Annotated in this window: 15 protein-coding genes; 3 read left to right on the top strand and 12 right to left on the bottom strand. The window is 64.9% G+C overall.

Annotated features, from left to right (window positions below):
- Positions 1-8: 8 nt before the first annotated feature.
- The 4 genes from HMPREF2785_RS04440 to HMPREF2785_RS04425 all read right to left on the bottom strand — a co-directional run bounded on the left by HMPREF2785_RS04440 (position 9) and on the right by HMPREF2785_RS04425 (position 5,074).
- Positions 9-992, bottom strand: coding sequence for an exonuclease domain-containing protein (locus HMPREF2785_RS04440; RefSeq protein ID WP_070614351.1), 984 nt, complete (start codon positions 990-992; stop codon positions 9-11).
- Between the two features lie 13 nt (positions 993-1,005).
- Positions 1,006-2,223, bottom strand: coding sequence for a hypothetical protein (locus HMPREF2785_RS11805; protein WP_070614350.1), 1,218 nt, complete (start codon positions 2,221-2,223; stop codon positions 1,006-1,008).
- A 59-nt stretch (positions 2,224-2,282) separates the two neighbouring features.
- Positions 2,283-4,094, bottom strand: a complete 1,812-nt coding sequence (gene leuA, locus HMPREF2785_RS04430; protein ID WP_070614349.1) for a 2-isopropylmalate synthase — start codon at positions 4,092-4,094, stop codon at positions 2,283-2,285.
- Between the two features lie 149 nt (positions 4,095-4,243).
- Positions 4,244-5,074 carry a DMT family transporter gene (locus HMPREF2785_RS04425; protein WP_070614348.1) on the bottom strand — a complete coding sequence of 277 codons (831 nt, stop codon included), beginning with the start codon at positions 5,072-5,074 and terminating at the stop codon, positions 4,244-4,246.
- A gap of 91 nt (positions 5,075-5,165) precedes the next feature.
- On the opposite strand from HMPREF2785_RS04425, the gene HMPREF2785_RS04420 reads away from it, so the two are divergent.
- Entirely contained in the window at positions 5,166-6,431 is a 1,266-nt protein-coding gene (locus HMPREF2785_RS04420) for an aspartate kinase (RefSeq protein WP_070614347.1), read from the top strand.
- A gap of 12 nt (positions 6,432-6,443) precedes the next feature.
- A complete protein-coding gene (locus HMPREF2785_RS04415; protein WP_070614346.1) occupies positions 6,444-7,472 on the top strand; it encodes an aspartate-semialdehyde dehydrogenase in 1,029 nt (342 codons plus the stop codon).
- A 3-nt stretch (positions 7,473-7,475) separates the two neighbouring features.
- Here HMPREF2785_RS04415 and HMPREF2785_RS04410 read toward each other — a convergent pair whose 3' ends face one another.
- From HMPREF2785_RS04410 to HMPREF2785_RS04375, 8 genes are read right to left on the bottom strand one after another with little or no spacing between them, the layout of a single operon-like run.
- Complete coding sequence (locus HMPREF2785_RS04410; protein WP_070421571.1) at positions 7,476-8,906, bottom strand: YkvI family membrane protein; 1,431 nt, start codon at positions 8,904-8,906, stop codon at positions 7,476-7,478.
- Between the two features lie 9 nt (positions 8,907-8,915).
- Positions 8,916-9,455 (bottom strand): RNA polymerase sigma factor, encoded by a 540-nt coding sequence (locus HMPREF2785_RS04405; RefSeq protein ID WP_070614345.1) that lies wholly within the window; start codon positions 9,453-9,455, stop codon positions 8,916-8,918.
- Positions 9,456-9,467: 12 nt separating this feature from the next.
- On the bottom strand, positions 9,468-9,779 hold the full coding sequence (locus tag HMPREF2785_RS04400; RefSeq protein WP_070614344.1) for a Na+/H+ antiporter subunit G: 312 nt from the start codon (positions 9,777-9,779) through the stop codon (positions 9,468-9,470).
- Positions 9,779-10,045 carry a cation:proton antiporter gene (locus HMPREF2785_RS04395; RefSeq protein ID WP_070614343.1) on the bottom strand — a complete coding sequence of 89 codons (267 nt, stop codon included), beginning with the start codon at positions 10,043-10,045 and terminating at the stop codon, positions 9,779-9,781. Before HMPREF2785_RS04395 ends, HMPREF2785_RS04400 begins: the two co-directional genes overlap by 1 nt.
- Positions 10,046-10,483, bottom strand: coding sequence for a monovalent cation/H+ antiporter subunit E (locus tag HMPREF2785_RS04390; RefSeq protein WP_070614342.1), 438 nt, complete (start codon positions 10,481-10,483; stop codon positions 10,046-10,048).
- Positions 10,483-11,988 (bottom strand): monovalent cation/H+ antiporter subunit D family protein, encoded by a 1,506-nt coding sequence (locus HMPREF2785_RS04385; protein ID WP_070614341.1) that lies wholly within the window; start codon positions 11,986-11,988, stop codon positions 10,483-10,485. Before HMPREF2785_RS04385 ends, HMPREF2785_RS04390 begins: the two co-directional genes overlap by 1 nt.
- Positions 11,988-12,449: a cation:proton antiporter subunit C gene (locus HMPREF2785_RS04380; protein WP_070570765.1), complete on the bottom strand. Its 462-nt coding sequence runs from the start codon at positions 12,447-12,449 to the stop codon at positions 11,988-11,990. Before HMPREF2785_RS04380 ends, HMPREF2785_RS04385 begins: the two co-directional genes overlap by 1 nt.
- A 3-nt stretch (positions 12,450-12,452) precedes the next feature.
- On the bottom strand, positions 12,453-15,362 hold the full coding sequence (locus HMPREF2785_RS04375; RefSeq protein ID WP_070614340.1) for a DUF4040 family protein: 2,910 nt from the start codon (positions 15,360-15,362) through the stop codon (positions 12,453-12,455).
- 121 nt (positions 15,363-15,483) lie between these two features.
- Between HMPREF2785_RS04375 and HMPREF2785_RS04370 the strand changes: the two genes are divergently transcribed.
- On the top strand, positions 15,484-16,878 hold the full coding sequence (locus HMPREF2785_RS04370; RefSeq protein ID WP_070614339.1) for a hypothetical protein: 1,395 nt from the start codon (positions 15,484-15,486) through the stop codon (positions 16,876-16,878).
- The last annotated feature ends 14 nt before the right edge of the window (positions 16,879-16,892 follow it).

Here is a 16,892-nt window from a genome sequence, read left to right as displayed (position 1 = left end):
GCACAAGGCTACTCTGCGGGGGTCATGTCTCCTAGTAGGCGGGCGAATTCGTCGCCGGAGACGACGGGGATGTTTTTGCGGTCGGCGTGCATGGCTTTGCCGCGCAGTTCGGCGCCGTGGAGTTTGGCGTCGGAGACGGCGACGGAGGTTTCGCGGGTGAGTTTTTCGCGGTAGGTCAGGCCGGCGCGCATGGCGGCGTCGATGAGGTCGTCGGGGTTGCGGGTGATGTCGTCGGAGATGACGAATTCCATGCCGGGTTTGAGCCCGTCGTTGCCGAGCGTGCCGGGGTTGGTGGTGAGTGCGGGGGCTTTTTCGGCGTCGACGCGGGTGGCGCTGCGTTGGAGGCCGAATTTGTCGCCAGTGAGGTCGGCGGGGTTGTAGGTGGCGGGGTTGTCGGCCATGTGGAGGTACATGGCGATGAGTTTGAGGGTTTGCTCGCGGGAGAAGTCGGCTTCGGGGACCTGCGCGCGTTCGAGCGAGGCGGTGGCGGGTGGTGATGCGACGCCAATCATGTTGGCGACTGCGTTGATGCGGGTGTCTGTGGGGATGTGGCCATTGCGTTGCGACGACGCCAGCACGTCCACAATCATCTCCGGCCGCGGCACGTGTCCGACACGTTGGCGTCGTTTGTTGCCTCGGCCGCGGCGTGAGCGGTTGGCGCGGGCGGCGGCGTTCATGGCGCGTTTCGCCTCGGAGACGATGAAGCCCCAGGTGGTGGGGGCGTCGTGGACGATGAGGGTGCGGCCGTCGAGAAGTTTGTCCAGCGTGCGCAGGTGGCGGGAGAAGCGTGGCGCTTGGGCGAAGTCGTGTGGGGTGAGGCCGTGGGTGTGGGCGGGGCCGGGGTCGGTGCCGGGGTTGATCACGGCGTGGAAGTCTTCGCCGATGCGGCCGGAGGCGTCGAAGGTGACTGCGTCGATGGTGAGCAGGCGTGCGGTGGCCGGGTGGATGCCGGTTGCCTGCACGAATACTGCGACGAAGGGGTAGTCACTCATTGTTCAGAGGGTACTACGGCTCGGTGACCTCATACAGTGGGCGGTCGAGCGGGGCGTTGGATCGGACTTTGAAGCCGCCGATGGAGTATTCGTATGGGCGTGGGTCGGGCGCCGGGGCAGGTGCGGGTGCGGGTGCGGGGGCAGGAGCCGGTGCTTGCTCTTGTGCCGGCGCGGGTGCGGGTGCCGGGGCAGGCGCGGGCGCCGGGACAGGTGCGGGAGCGGGCGCAGGTGCCGGTACGGGCAGTTGTTGCTGTGGGGTGGGCACGCGCACGGCGGGGGCGCTTGGCGCGGGTGCTTCGGAAGGCTCGGGCGATTCCGATGACTCCGAAGGCTCCGAAGGCTCGGTCGTCTCGGGCGTCTCCGACTCAGACGATTCCGACGATTCCGACGTGGTCGTGTTGGTGACGGTTTCGGGGAAGGGGGAGACGGAGCGTTGGTCTTCGCGCCAGGATGCGCTGATCATGGCGGTGCCGACGACGGTGACGGCGACGGCGATGACGGCGGCGCCTGCGGCGACGAGTCGGCTGGCGACGCTGCTGCGGCCTGCGGTGTCGAGTTCGGCGTTGTCTTCGGTGTCGGCTGCGAGGGCTGCGGCTTCGGCGTCGACGGTGGCGAAGAATCCGGTGTCGTCCTCGCGCGGCAGGGCGGGCAAGAATGGCAGGGGTGAGATGTTGAGGTCGCCGGTGTGTGGGGTGGCGTCGATAGTCAGCGTGTGGCCGTCGGTGGTGCCGCGGGCGACGATGGTGAGGTCGCGTGCGGTGAGATCGGCGATGGTGTCGGCAAGTTCCGGAGCGTCTAGCTTTGCGACGACGCGCCCATCGACCGACACGTCCCCACCCGGAGCGATCACTGCCAGGACTTGGGTGGGGTGTTGGTCGGTTCCGTATGGGCCCACCGCGTAGGTCTGGCCGCTGGGGAGGAGGACCCAGGGGGCGCGGGGTGGTTCGTTGGTGGGGATGGAGAGGCTGGGGACGGCGAGGTCGAGGACGATGTCGTCGCCGTCGATGCGTGCGCGCACTTGGGGTGCGAAGCCGTGGCGGGCGATGTGGTCGAGGTCGGCGCGGCGCCCGGCGCTGAGTGTGCCAACCACGGCGTCACCGTGCAGTACCTCGAACCCGCCTCGGTCGAGGGGGTTGAGGGTGGCGGTGAAGGGGGTGGCGGTGGGGTCGTCGATACGCGGTTGCTCGATGGGGACGTCAAATCCGCCACCGGGTACCGCGTAGGTTCGCATCCGTTCTCCTCACCGCCTGTAAAGGTGTGCCCAAGTATAGACCTCTTGGGCAAGGCGGCCTAGTTCGCGGCGTAGGAGCGATTCACAGCCGACACGATTGCTTCAAGCGAGGCACGTGTGGTGGAGCCGGCGATGCCGACGCCCCAGGCGGAGGTGCCGTCGACGTCGGCGTAGATGTAGCAGGCTGCGTCGGCGTCGTCGCCTGCGGTGCGGGCGCGTTGCGAGTAGTCCTGCACTTCGAAGTCGATGCCGATCTGCTCGAGGGCGTTGGCGAATGCCGCGATGGGGCCGTTGCCGGAGCCTTGCACTTCTCGACGAGCCCCCTCATAGGCCACCACCGCCGATACGCGCGTGTCTTCGCCTTCTTCCTCGGCGGCGTCGATGCGGTAGGACGCCAGGTCCAGTGGGGTGTCCAGGTCGAGGTAGGTGGTGGCGAAGATGTCCCACATGTTCTTGGAGTTGACTTCGCCGCCTTCGGAGTCGGTGATGTTTTGCACCACGGCGGAGAATTCGGGCTGCATGGTCTTGGGCATGTTGATGCCGTGGTCGGTCTTCATGATGTAGGCAACGCCGCCCTTGCCGGATTGGGAGTTGACGCGGATGACGGCTTCGTAGGTGCGGCCGACGTCCTTCGGGTCGATTGGCAGGTAGGGCACTTCCCAGGTGGTGTCGCGCAGTTCGTCCCAGGTGACGTCTTCGCTGGTGGCGTCGGGGCGTACGGTTTGGGCGAGCGCGTCGAGGCCTTTGTTAATGGCGTCTTGGTGGGAGCCGGAGAATGCGGTGAAGACGAGGTCGCCGCCGTATGGGTGGCGCTCCGGCACGCGCAGTTGGTTGCAGTATTCGACGACGTCGCGGATGCGGGAGATGTCGGAGAAGTCGATTTGGGGGTCGACGCCTTGGGTGAGCATGTTCAGCCCGAGGGTGATCAGGTCGACGTTGCCGGTGCGCTCGCCGTTGCCGAACAGGCAGCCTTCGATGCGGTCGCCGCCGGCGAGGTAGCCGAGTTCGGCTGCGGCGACGCCGGTGCCGCGGTCGTTGTGGGGGTGCAGTGACAAGATCACGGCCTCGCGGTTGGCCAGGTTGCGGTGCATCCATTCGATGGAGTCGGCGTAGACGTTGGGGGTGATCATTTCCACGGTGGCGGGCAGGTTGATGATCATCGGGTTGTCTGGCGTTGCGCCCATCTTTGCGACGACCGCGTCACAGACCTCCTTTGCAAACTCCAGCTCGGTGCCTGTGAATGATTCGGGGGAGTATTCCCAGCGCCAGTTGGTGTCGGGGTAGTCGGCGGCGATGGTTTTGATCAGTTCGGCGGCGTCGGTGGCCAGGGCTTTGATCTGCTCGCGGTCCTTGCGGAACACTACGCGGCGCTGCAGTTTGGAGGTGGAGTTGTAGAAGTGCACGATGACGTTCTTCGCACCCGCGCAGGCTTCGAACGTGCGGCGGATCAGGTGCTCGCGCGCTTGGACGAGGACCTGGATGGTGACGTCGTCGGGAATCATGTCCTTTTCGATGATCTCGCGCACGAAATCAAAGTCCGTCTGCGATGCGGACGGGAAGCCGACCTCGATCTCCTTGAAGCCCATCTCCACCAGCAGGTTGAACATGCGGCGCTTGCGTTCGGGGCTCATGGGGTCGATCAGGGCTTGGTTGCCGTCGCGCAGGTCCACGGCGCACCACTGCGGCGCGTGGGTGATCTTCTTGTCGGGCCAGGTGCGGTCCGGCAGGGTGATGTCTTCTACCTCTTGGGCGAACGTCAGGTAGCGCTCGACTGGCATTTGGGAGCCGCGCTGCTTGTTCCAGGCGGGTTGGCCTTCGTTGCGTGGGCCGGAGGGGGTTTGGATTTCGCGGGGTGCAAAGAAGTCGGACATTGTTTGGTTCCTTCATTGTCGGGGGGGTGGGGGTGTCCACGGCCGGCAATGAGAAACTCCGCGACGGGGTGCCGGCCGTGTTAGTGGGCCTGATTCCCGCCGCGGCGTAGAAGGAGAAGCGTCCGTTGCGACATGCGTCACACCCTACATCACTTTATGGAAACGCGTGTGAGGAACGCCGCCGAGATGAGCATCACGCTTATCGACGACCCCACCAACACGTACCCCAACACCGACTGGTGCCTGAAGCTTTCACCCAGCAACGTCAGGCTGAGCGAGAACGCTAGCAGGGGTTCGACGATCTTGGAGGCTGGCAGGGAGGTGGCCAGGTTGCCGGCGGCGAAGGCGTATTGCTGCACGATGGTGCCGGCGGTCGCCGCGACCAACATGGCCCACAGTTGCCAGGAAGCGAGCAGTCCAGAGATGCCGCCGTGGACGAACGCGTCCACCGCCACCTTGGAGAACACGGCCTGGAAGCCGAACATGGCGCCGCAGATGATGCCGTCGATGAGTGCGCGGGTGTTGGGGCGTCGTCGAGAAGCAATGGCGAGGGCAAGTATCGAGACCACCGCACCGACCCCCACCACGGTGGCCCACTCCCAGGTCGCGGGCTCGCGCTCGCCGGGGATGGGGCGGCCGAACACGATCACACTCGCCACACTCGCGGTGAGGACGATCGCCCAAAACGCCTCCGCCTGGTGCATCCGGCGATGCTCCGCGCGCGCCGAAAACACCAGCGTGAGCATGAGGGAGAGCGCCAGGATCGGCTGCACTACCAGCAGGGTGCCAAACGCTAACGCCGCGGCCTGGAAACCGTAGGCGAGAAACGCCAGCCCCATCGACGCCCACCACGCCGGCCGACGCATGGATTTCACTACGGAACTTCCGTCGCGCATGATCCGGTGGCGCCACACAGTGCCCGCCGCCATCGTCGCCGCGGAAAGCAGCGCGAAGACAACGGCGAGAAAAATACTATGCACGGTGAATGATATTAGCGAGAGACGCCAACCAACGCTTTTGGGACGCTATTCTTGACCGTTGGAATGCACGAAGGATCCGTGGGAGGCTGACATGGCACTGATTGTCCAGAAATACGGAGGTTCTTCGTTAGAAAGCGCCGAGCGCATCAACGCGGTCGCCCGGCGCATTGTGGAGACGCGCCGGGCAGGAAACGATGTGGTGGTGGTCTGCTCTGCAATGGGTGACACCACCGACGAACTGCTTGACCTGGCAGCACAGGTCAACCCGAACCCGCCGGCACGAGAGATGGACATGCTGCTCACCGCAGGCGAGCGCATCTCCAACTCGTTGGTTGCCATGGCGGTCGACGCGCTGGGGGAGAAGGTGCAGTCCTTCACCGGCTCCCAGGCCGGCGTGATCACCACGGAGCGCCACGGCAACGCCCGCATCATCGAGGTCACGCCCGGGCGTGTGAAGGAAGCTATCGACGAGGGCAACATCGCCATCGTCGCCGGCTTCCAGGGCGTGAACCGTGAAACGAAGGACGTCACCACGCTTGGCCGCGGCGGCTCCGACACCACCGCCGTCGCGCTCGCCGCCGCATTGAACGCCGACGAGTGCGAGATCTACTCGGACGTCGACGGCGTCTACACCGCAGACCCGCGCATCGTGGCCGACGCCCGCAAACTGGACAAGCTCTGTTTCGAGGAAATGCTCGAGCTGGCCGCCAGCGGTTCCAAAATTCTTGTACTGCGCAGCGTCGAGTACGCGCGTGCCTTTAACGTGCCCCTGCGGGTGCGCTCGTCTTACAGCAACGACACCGGCACCCTGGTCGCCGGAGCATTGGAGGATATCCCCATGGAAGAAGCAGTTCTCACCGGTGTGGCCACCGACGATTCGGAAGGCAAGATCACCATCCTGGGCATCACCGACGAGGTGGGCGAGGCCGCCAAGGTGTTCCGCGCGCTCGCGGACGCTGAGGTGAACATTGACATGGTGATCCAGAACATCTCCAACATCGAGGACAACAAGACGGACATCACCTTCACCTTGCCGAAGGCCAGCGGCGCCGCCACCATGGAACTGCTGCGCGCCATGCAGGTCAACGAAGGTTGGGACGACATTACGTACGACGATGAGATCGGCAAGGTATCGCTCGTCGGCGCCGGCATGAAGTCCCACCCGGGCGTGACCGCTGATTTCTGCGACGCGCTGCGCGACGCGGGCATCAACATCGAGATGATCACCACCTCCGAGATTCGCATCACCGCCGTGGTGCGCAAGGCCGACGTGGCCGAGGCGGCGCGCGCGATCCACTCGAAGTTTGACCTCGGCGGCGACGAGCCGGCCGTGGTGTACGCAGGCACTGGACGTTAAGGAGTTTTGCAGATGACCACGCTTGCTGTTGTTGGCGCGACTGGCCAGGTTGGCCGCGTGATGCGCGACATCCTCACCGAACGTAACTTCCCGGCGGATAAGGTGCGCTTCTTCGCGTCGCCGCGCTCTGCCGGCAAGACGATTGAGTTCCGCGGCGAGGACATCGTCGTCGAGGACCTCACACAGGTCACGGAGGAGTCCGTCGCGGACGTCGACATTGCCTTGTTTTCCGCCGGTGGTTCCACGTCGCGCGAGTGGGCGCCCGTGTTCGCCGCTGCCGGCGCGACCGTGGTGGATAACTCCTCGGCGTGGCGCAAGGACACCGACGTCCCACTCGTCGTGTCTGAGGTGAACCCGGAGACGGTGAAGAACCTGGCCAAGGGCATCATCGCCAACCCGAACTGCACCACCATGGCCGCGATGCCGGTGCTCAAGCCGCTTCACGACGACGCCGGCCTGCGCACCTTGCGCGTCTCCTCCTACCAGGCCGTGTCTGGTTCGGGGCTCGCTGGTGTGGACACGTTGGCCAACCAGGTCGCCGAGTTGGGCGACCCCCACGTGCTGGTGCGCGACGGCGCCACCGACAAGCACAACGATTTCGGCCCGTACGTCGCCCCGATCGCGTTTAACGCCCTGCCGTTGGCGGGCTCGATTGTCGACGACGGCACCTTCGAAACCGACGAAGAACAAAAACTGCGCAACGAGTCCCGCCGCATCCTGGACATCCCGGACCTGAAGGTCGCGGGCACCTGCGTGCGCATCCCGGTGTTCACGGGGCACACGATGGTGGTGCACGCGGAGTTTGAGAAGGAGATCACCCCGGAGCGCGCCGCCGAGGTGCTCGGAAACGCGCCGGGCGTGCGCGTCGTCGAGGTCCCGACCCCGCGTGAGACCACGGGTATCGACGACTCCCTTGTCGGCCGCATCCGCCAGGATCAGACCATCGACGGCAACCGCGGCCTTGTGTTCGTGGTCTCGGGCGACAACCTGCGCAAGGGCGCCGCCCTGAACACGATCCAGATCGCCGAACTGCTGGTCTAGCCGCTAGAGGCGGCGCTCCTCTTCCTCGCGCTCGGCGGCTTCGGCTGCCTCCTCGGCGGCGATCATGTCGTCGACGGTGCTGTCGTTCCACGGCTCGTCCGGGTTCGCCTTGTACTCCTCGGCCGACACGGGCTCCGTGTAGGAGATGTAGACCAGGTCGGAGGGGCTTTCGCGGTCTTCTTCGTCGTAGTCGATCTCGTCGTCGTCGAGAAGCTCTTGCGCAACTTCCTCCTCGAGTGCCTCGACGAGTTCCTCCTCATCCACGTTGGACTTGGACGTGATGTACTCGAGTTCGCGTTCCTCGTTCTTGGTAAAGCGCTCGCTCGGGTCCATCTTCTTGCGCGTCAGTTCGAGTGCGCGGCGGCGACGGTCGCCTTCCTTGCGCAGTTTCGGGATGCCGCGAAGCCACGCCAGGGTCATCACGGTGATCAGCAGGATGCCCAGGTAACCCAGGATCGGGTAGACGGTGGACACCAGCGACTGGAAGCCCACAAACGACAGCGCGAAGCCGATCAGGCAGGCGGCGACGAAGATGAGGCGGAATCGTTCTTCGCGGCCGCGGGCGAGGCGCTTGCCCAGGGCGTAGAACATGCTCAGCGAGGTGGCGAAGATCATGCCGAAGATGACTAGGGCCATGATGGTGCCCATGGTCGGGTTGAGGTCGGTGATCAGGGTGAGCAGCGGCATGTCGTCGCCTTCGACGGTCTCGATCTTCACCAGCAGCGACAGCGCCAGCAGGATCAGCATGACCAGGTAGCCCACGCCGCCCAGCAGGCCGCCGAGGCCGGCAGCGCGGGTGTCCAGTTGGTTACCGCCGATGACGATGGCCATGGACGTCACGCAGATGATGTTCAGGCCCGTGTAGTTCAGGGCGGCGACCCACCAATTCGGCAGTGACGTCTCCACGTTGGATGCGGCGATGTTGAGGGCGTCCCAGTCGGGGTGGCCGTTGACCAGGGTCCAGCCACAGCCGACGATGACGAAGATGAGCAGGAACGGGGTCAGCGCACCGATAGCGCCGGTGACCTTGTCCACGTCCAGCATGCCGAAGCCAAGCGTCATCAGCAGCATGAGCACCGCGCCGATCCACACGGGCAGGCCGAACTGTTGGTTGAGGTTGGCACCAGCACCGGCGAACATGACAAAGCCGATGGAGAACAGCGTCACAATGGTGGCGATGTCCAAGATCCAGCCCATGACTTTCGACGAAATCATGCCCAGCACTTCCATATGCTCCTTGGCTTGGAAGAACGAGCCGAGCTGGAGGATGGTTACGCCTGCGATCAGCATGAGGGCGGAGGAGAGGATCGCTCCCCACAGGCCCTGGGTGCCGAAGGCGGAAAAGTACAGCATGGCCTCCTGGCCGGACGCGAAGCCTGCGCCGACCACGGTGCCGATGAACGCGGCAGAGATAAGTAAGGCTTTTTTCAGCATGTAGATAATTTACTCGGTGCCAGCGATGATGTCGCGACGGGCCCGCGCAACCCGGGATCGGATGGTGCCCACGCGCACCCCTGTGATCTTCGCGGCTTCCTCGTAGGTATAGCCCAGGACCTGCGTTAATACGAGTGCTTCGCGGCGTTCGGCGGGGAGTTCGTCGAGAAGCGAGCGCGCGTCGATGACGTCACCCCACGTGTTGGGGTTGTCGGGGCTGGGGTCGGAGGCGGCGACGGTTTCGTATTCGGCGGCGGACTTGCGGGGGCGTGCCATGTCGTGGCGGACGGAGTCGACCCAGGCGCGCCGCGCGAGCGAGAGCAGCCACGTGCGGGCGGATGAGCGTGCCTGGAAGCGCGGCAGGGAGCCGAGGACGCGCAGGTAGGTCTCTTGGGTGAGGTCGTCGGCGTGTTGGGGGCCGGCGAGGTGGGCGAGCAGGCGCCATACGTCGTCTTGGGTGAGGCGGATGAATTCGGTGAGCGCGGCTTTGTCACCGCGGCCGGCGCGTAGCGCCAGTTCGGTGATGTAGCCTTCGTCGTTCCTGCTCACAACCTGTAGAGATTACAGTTTGTCGGACACCGTCACGCCGTAGAGGGAGCGGCCCATGATGAAGGAGGCGACGGAGCCGACGATCCAGACGCCGAGGATGGCGATGATGGCGCGGATGAAGTCGTTGAGGTCGAAGCCGGTGGTGGACCAGGAGTAGATGAGTTTCGCGATGATCAGGATCGGAAACGCAATGACTACCAGGGGGCCGAGCAGGTTGACGCGGGTCAGCGCGTCGGGGGCGCGTAGTTGCAGGATGGTGGCTGCGATGACGCAGATGGTGGCCAGGATGACCAGGGCTGCGACGATGATTTCGGGGATGGTCATTAGCGGCGTCCTCTCGAGATGATGCGGGCCATGGAGATCGTTGGGATCACGCCGCAGACGATGCCGGCGAGGATCGGGATCTCGTAGGCGATGGACGAGGTGTTCCACAGGGTCCAGACGAGGAAGATGGCGATCATGCCGTAGAAGACCATGTCGGCCATGACGGCGCGAGATAGTTCGTCTTTGGTCAGGATGACCGCTGCAAGGGAGATGAGTAGGCAGATGGCCATGATGATGAGGCAGGCCTGCATGATGGTGACAAACATTTAGTTCATCCTTTCTGCGGGCGGGACGGTGTCGTCGTCAGGCGTGGGGCCCTGGTCGACGTAGGGCTCCCAGGTGACGGTTGTTGGGTCGATGGGGCTGTTGCGTAGCGACGGCCGCACGTGCTCTTCCATATCCGCCAACCCCGCGATGATGTCTTCCGGGTCGGAGCCGAACGCGGCTTGCACCAGCAGGGTAATCGGCCCGCCGGGCTCGGTGGGGTGGCGCAGGCCCATGGAGAGGGTGCCTGGGGTGGCGGTGATGGAGGTGGTGAACCAGAACACTTCCCAGTCGGTGCGCAGGCGCATGGGGTAGTAGATGACGATAGGTTCGATCTTGGCCGCTGGGTTGAATGCCTTGAGGACGGCGTCGAGGCCGGCGGCGAAGATTTCTTTGATGATCCAGCAGGTGTAGCCCGCGGCGTGGATGATGCCTCGCATTAGTTATCGCCTCCGATGGAGTCGTCGCCAAGTACGGCGCTGGTGTAGGCGTCGACGTTGAGTAGGTCGTCGACTGCGGTGGTGGTGATCTCCCACATTTGGCCGGCGAAGATGAACATGCCGAGCGAGAGGATCATGAGCACCGCGGACGGCAGCATGAAGCTCACGCGCACGTTAAGCGCTTCGGGGTAGTGCTGCATGGGCCGGCCCCAGAACACGCGTTGCCACAGGCGCATCATGGACAGCAGTGCGCCGAAGGAGGCGACGATGATGGCGGTGATGGCCACCCAGGAGCGCCAGTCGCCGGGTGTTGCGGCGGCGAGCACGATGGTGACTTTGCCGAAGATGCCGGAAAACGGCGGGAAGCCGACGATGGAGAATGCGCCGGCGACGAAGACGGCGGATGTCCATGGGTCGCGCCGGGCGATGCCGGAGAGTTTTGCCATGGTGCCGGTGCCGTAGGTTTCTTCGATCGCGCCGGAGTTCAGTACCAGCGCGGCAATCGTGACCATGTGGTGCAGGGTGTAGAGCAGGCCGGCGGCCAGGGCGTAGCGGGCGTCGTCGTTAGTGAATGCCAGCATGATGAGGATGAACGGCATGCCGTTGACCATCTGGTAGGCCAGCACGCGGCGCATGGTGGATTCCGCCAGGCCTGCGTAGCCGCCGATGATCATGGAGATGACCATGACCACGATCAGCAGGGTGTTCCAGCGTGGGTCCATGTCGAACATGATCACCCAGATGCGGAAGAGCATGTAGACGGCGACTTTGGTGTGCAGGCCGGAGAACAGGCCCATCACGGCGGCCGAGGTGGACGGGTAGGTGCGCGGCAGCCAGGTGTAGACGGGGAACACGCCAGCCTTCGCGGCAATCGCGATGACGACGATGCCGGCCGCCACCGTTGCCGGGCCGTTGCCCGCAGCCACACCTTGCAAGGAGGCGAGGTTGACCACGCCGGTCACGGCGTAGAGGTAGCCCACGCCGAGCACCAGCATTGTCGACGCCGCCAGGTTGACCAGCACGAACATACGGGCCGACAGCAGGCGGTGGCGGGTGCCCGACATGGCGATCAGGCCGTAGGAGGGCAGGAGGCAGACCTCGATCATGACGAAGAAGTTGAACAGGTCTGCGGTGAGCAGCGCGCCGCACACGCCGGTGATCAGCACGAGCGACAGGGGTGTGTAGAAGCGCGCTTGGGTTTCGCCGACGGCGATGGCGAACCAGTTGGAGGTCAGCGCCACGATCATGGTGGTCACGATCATCACCGCGGAGAACGTATCCGCGGCGAACGAGATGCCAACGCCGCCTTGGTACAAGCCGATGACGTGGGCGATCGTGCCGTGCTCAGCGGTGTAGAGGTAGAGCCACACACCCATCGCCAGGTTGATCGCCGGGATGGCGATGGCGAGCGTGTTGTTGAGCTTCCTCCAGGGGCTCAGCGCCGTGACCGCGGAGACGATCAGCGGTAGCGCAACGAAGATAGGCAGGATTGCGTCGACGGCCATTAGTCTTTCACCTTCAGATCATCGTTGGTGACGTGGCTGATCTCGCGTGCGCGGATCTCTTCCAGTTTCTTGGGGTTGAGGCGCGCGTTGCGGCCGGCGGTGGACAGTGCGGAGGGGCTGAGCCACATCTTGGAGTAGCCGGCGTCGGTGCCGGTGGGTTGCTCTGCGGTGTCGTCGTTACGCCCGAGCGATGCGAGCATAAGCAGGATCGTGGTGGTTGCCATTGCGATGACGATGGCGGTCAGCACGAATGCCTGTGGCAACGGGTCGCCCATGTCTTCGAAGGGGACGCGGGAGGGGAATGCTTCGCCGCGCCAGGAGCCCACGCCTGCGGCGAGCAGGGTGAGGTTGGAGGCGTGGCCGAAGAGGGACATGCCGAAGACGATGCGCACCATGCCGCGTTGGAGTACGAGGTAGACGGATCCCGCGACGAGGACCGCGATGGTAAGTGCCATGACCATGGGTTAAGGCTCCTTCGTGATAACCGGCTGCGGGTCGTGTGCCGGGTTGATCGGGTCGGGGTGTGCGTCCACCGGGTTTTCCGGCGGTAGTGGCTCGGGGATGGACGGCAGTGGGTTTTCGGCTTCGTCGCGCGAGTAGTCCAGGTCGGACAGGTCGGCGCCGGGGCGCAGGTAGCCGCCGAGTGCGTTGATGGCGGCGGTGACCATGCCGAGCACGGCGAGGTAGATGCCGAAGTCGAAGATCAGGGAGGTGGTCATGTGTTCGCCGGCGATTTCGCCGTGGATGGCGTACATGAAGCCGCCTTCGATGAAGCCGAGGAAGCCGGAGGAGATCGCGATGATGATGCCCCAGCCGGTCAGGCGGATTGGGGTGAAGTTCTTCACTACGTCGGCATCCGCGCCGCGGGAGAGGTAGTTGATGGCGAATGCGGTTGCCATGACCAGTGCTGCGACGAAGCCGCCGCCTGGTGCGGTGTGGCCGCGGAAGAAGATCAGCACCGACAGCACGACGAGTACCGGGGCGACAAGCGCGGCGGCCTTGCGCAGCGGGATGGAATTCAACTGCGATTGGCCGAACGGGCGCGGGCGTGTGCCGGCTTCGAACACGTGGCGCGGCATGGAGGCAACCACGGCGGCGATGACCACGGCGGCCATGCCGAGCACGGAGAGTTCGCCGAGGGTATCGAAGCCACGGAACTCCACGATGATCACGGCGACGATGTTGTCGGCGCCGGTGACCTCGCCGCCTTCGGTGAGGTACCACTCGGCGAGTTCGGAGCGGCCGCGGCGGCCGGTCAGCCCGTAGACGCCGAAGAAGGCAACCACGCCGGCGAGCAGTGCGAAGACAGCAGCAAGTGCTTTTCGACGAGGCTTTGTCTCCGGGAAGACACGCGGCTGGTAGCGCAGCACAACCAGGATGACCACGACGGTGAGTGCCTCGACGAGGAACTGGGTCAGGGCCACGTCGGGGGCGCCGAGCATGAACATCTGCAGGGTCATGCCCACGCCCACGGTGCCCAGCAGTACGGCGGAGGCCAAGCGGGAGCGGGTGAACACCATGCCCAGCACCGACATCGCGATGATGGCGAACGGGATGAGGTCCCACCACACGTCGAGGCCTTCGGCGCGGTCGGCTGGGGTCACACCGTCGATGCCGTCGGTGAGTGCGATGACGCACAGGCCCATGGCGGTGACGGAGGCCAGCAGTGGGAAGAGATGGCGTGACGGGTTGAAGCCGTCGGCCAGCTTGCCCAGTTGCTCGCCGAAGTCGGACAGGCCGCGGGTGAGACGGAAGAGGATGTCGGGGCCGTCGGCGGGCAGGAGTTGCTTGTTGCGCAGTGCTGCGAAGACGGGTTTGCGGAAGGCAACTGCGAAGATCACGCCGGCGATCAGAACGATCAGGGAGACGATGAACGGTGGGGTCAGGCCGTGCCAGATGGCCAGGTGGGTGGTGAAGGTGTCGTCGCCAGTAATTGCGCGTACGCCTGCGGAGACGGGGTTGTCCACCCAGAACAGCATGAACGGCAGGACGACGGACATCCAGCCCGGCAGGGCGGCCGGCAGCCAGAGGGCGACGGGGGCTTCGTGGACGTGCGACATGTCCTTCGGGCCGTCCACGAACGCGCCGAAGACGATCTTCAGCGAGTACAGGAACGTCAGGAATGCGGCGAAGCCGGCGATGATGAGCAGGGCCATGCCGTAGGGCGCCTCGTGGAAGGCGTCGAGGATGGATTCCTTGGACACGAAGCCGAACAGCGGCGGCACTGCAGCCATGGAGGCGGCCGCGACCACGGTGGAGGCGAACGTGAACGGCATCTTGTCGTAAAGCTTGCCCAGGCGGCGCATGTCGCGGGTACCGGCCTCGTGGTCGACCACACCGATGAGCATGAACAGTGAGGACTTAAACAGTGCGTGCGCCAACGTGTGGGTCAGCGCGGCAGCCAGGCCGATGGGGGAGCCGACGCCGATGGCGGCGACGATCCAGCCCAGGTGCGACACGGTGGAGTATGCGGTGAGGTGTTTCAGGTCGGTCTTGGTGATGGCGAAGCACGCCGACATGATCGCCGTGAACAGGCCGATGATGACCAGCAGGTAGTTCCATGCGGCGACGTCGTGGAAGATCGTGGAGAAGCGCAGCAGCAAGTACACGCCGGCCTTGACCACAGCGGCGGCGTGCAGGAACGCGGACACCGGGGTGGCGGCCGCCATGGCTTCCGGCAGCCAGAAGTGGAACGGGAACTGCGCGGCCTTGGTGAATGCGGAGAACGCGATGAGCAGCGCCACGACAACGGTGACGCGGTTGTCGCCCCACACGTCCGCGGCCAAAATGCCCGCAAGGCGCGTCGTGCCTGCCTGGATGGAGGCGACCGCAAGGCCCGCCAAAAGCGTCAGGCCACCGAAGAACGTCAGGATCAGGGTGCGGTACGAGCCGGCCTCGCCGGACGAGCCGGAGCGGGCGATCAGCATGAACGACGCGATGGAGACGAGCTCCCAGGCGATGAAGAGCAGCACGGCGTCGTCGGCAAGCACAAGCAACAGCACGGACAGCGTGAAGGCCGTCATGATGGTGTAGAAACTCGTGTTGCCCTGCCTTGCTGGCAGGTAGGCGGCGGAGTAGACGAACACTACACCGCCGATGACCAGCGCAAGCAGTGCGAAGAAGATGCCTAAGCCGTCGGCGCGCAGTGCGAACTCGATCGCGGAGCCGGTACCCATCACATCGCGCGCCCACACAAACGACCATGTCAGGTCGCTGCCTTGGGAAACGTCGGTGAAGTTGGCGCCTAGTACACCTGCGGCAGCGAACAGCAGCACTGCGAGCGGGTACCCGGCTTTCCTGTCCATGACTCGCACCAGCAGCGGTGAAAGCACCACCGTTGCTGCAACGAGCCCGATGACGAGGGGGAGAGTCATGGTGAACCCTTTTCAAAGGTTTGTAAGGGATTGGCAATGAACGTTAAAGACAGTATCAAGCTGCACGAGCGAGCGGTGCGCCTCCCGCAGAACGCATGTGACTGGTGATAAGAACAGTTGCATGAAATCGGACAACGCGTTGCGGTTGGTGTGTGCTCTGTTAGCGCTGGTTGTTGGTGTGTTTATGCCATTATCTCCGGCGTCCACGTGGGCGAACGCCGCGCGCGATGCGGAGGTGTCCGGCGCCCCGCAGGTTGGTGCGGACAACCTTGGGGATGCACGTCGTGCAGCCGGTGAGGCTGGCCAGCAGGCGAAGGTGCTCAAGGAAGGCGCCAGCAAGTTGGCCGAAGGTGTTGGTGAGGCGCAGGGCCAGACGCAGCAGCTTCTCGACGCCCTCGCCGCCGCCCAGGCCGGCTCCCAGCAGTTGTCCGACGGCATGGTGCAACTCCAGGCAGGCACCGGACAGTTGGGGGCGGGCGCGACCCAGTTGGCGGATTCCATCGGCGAGGTGGTCAACCAGGTCACCGGTTTTGAGGCGGTGCGCGGCCAGGTGGTCGGCGCGATTGACCGCTCGCTCGCCGAGTTGAAGGACGCGAAGGATCCGGATGCGGCCCAGGCCCGCGAATCGCTCAAGGGGCTGCGGGAGCAAGCCCAGACTGCCCAATTGCCGCCGGATGTGGTGGCGAAGATGAACCAACTGCGCGACGGTTCCCGCGACCTTGCTAACCAACTTGCCGTTCCGGGCTACGGGTACCACGACGGTATATATACGGCCACCAACGGCGCTGCCGAGTTGGCCGCAGGCCTGCGGGAGTTGCAGGGACAGACCGCACAAGCCACCGGCGGTATCGACGAGTTGGTCGCCGGCGTGCAAAAGATCGACCAGATGGCAGGCATGAACGCCGACAAGGTCTCCGCGGTGCGTGCAGCACTTCCGGTGCCCGCGGCCGCGCCGGGTAGCCCGGGTGCGGAGCAGACCGGATCGACGCTTGCGCCTATTGCCGCGATGTTGCTCGCGGCAATGGCGGTGCTGGGCGGTACGGCACTCGCAGCAGCATTTTGCCTATCGACGCGCACCCGCCGGTGGATCATCATCCCCGGCGCCATCATTATCGCGGCGGCCGGCACCATCCTGGCCGGCGTCCTCGGTGAGGGGCTCGGCGCACAGGAATATGCAGTGGTGGCCGCTGGACTGTTGGCTGGTGCACTCGCCTCAACGGGGCTAGCCGCAGTGTTGATGCGTTTGTGTGGTGTGGCTGTCGGGTTGGGGGCCGCGGCAGTGGTGGCGCTGGCGCAGACCGGCCTCGTCGGCTGGGTATGGCGCACGGCTACCACCGCGCAGGTAGACGCGCTGTGGGCAGCGCTTTCGCAGGCAGCGCCCATGCACTGGGCAGCCACCGCCGTGTCCGCCGCCGGCAATGGCGGGGACTACCGCGGTGTGGTCGCAGCATTGCTGCTGTCCGCGTTGCTTGCCGCAGCGGGGCTGGCGGGGGTGTGGCGCCGGTCCGCCGAGTAAACCGCCACCTAGAC

It is taken from the genome of Corynebacterium sp. HMSC067D03 (genome assembly GCF_001811185.1).
Lineage (GTDB): Bacteria > Actinomycetota > Actinomycetes > Mycobacteriales > Mycobacteriaceae > Corynebacterium > Corynebacterium coyleae.
Note: the sequence above shows the minus strand (reverse complement) of the source record. Positions and strands in the feature narration are given on the sequence as shown.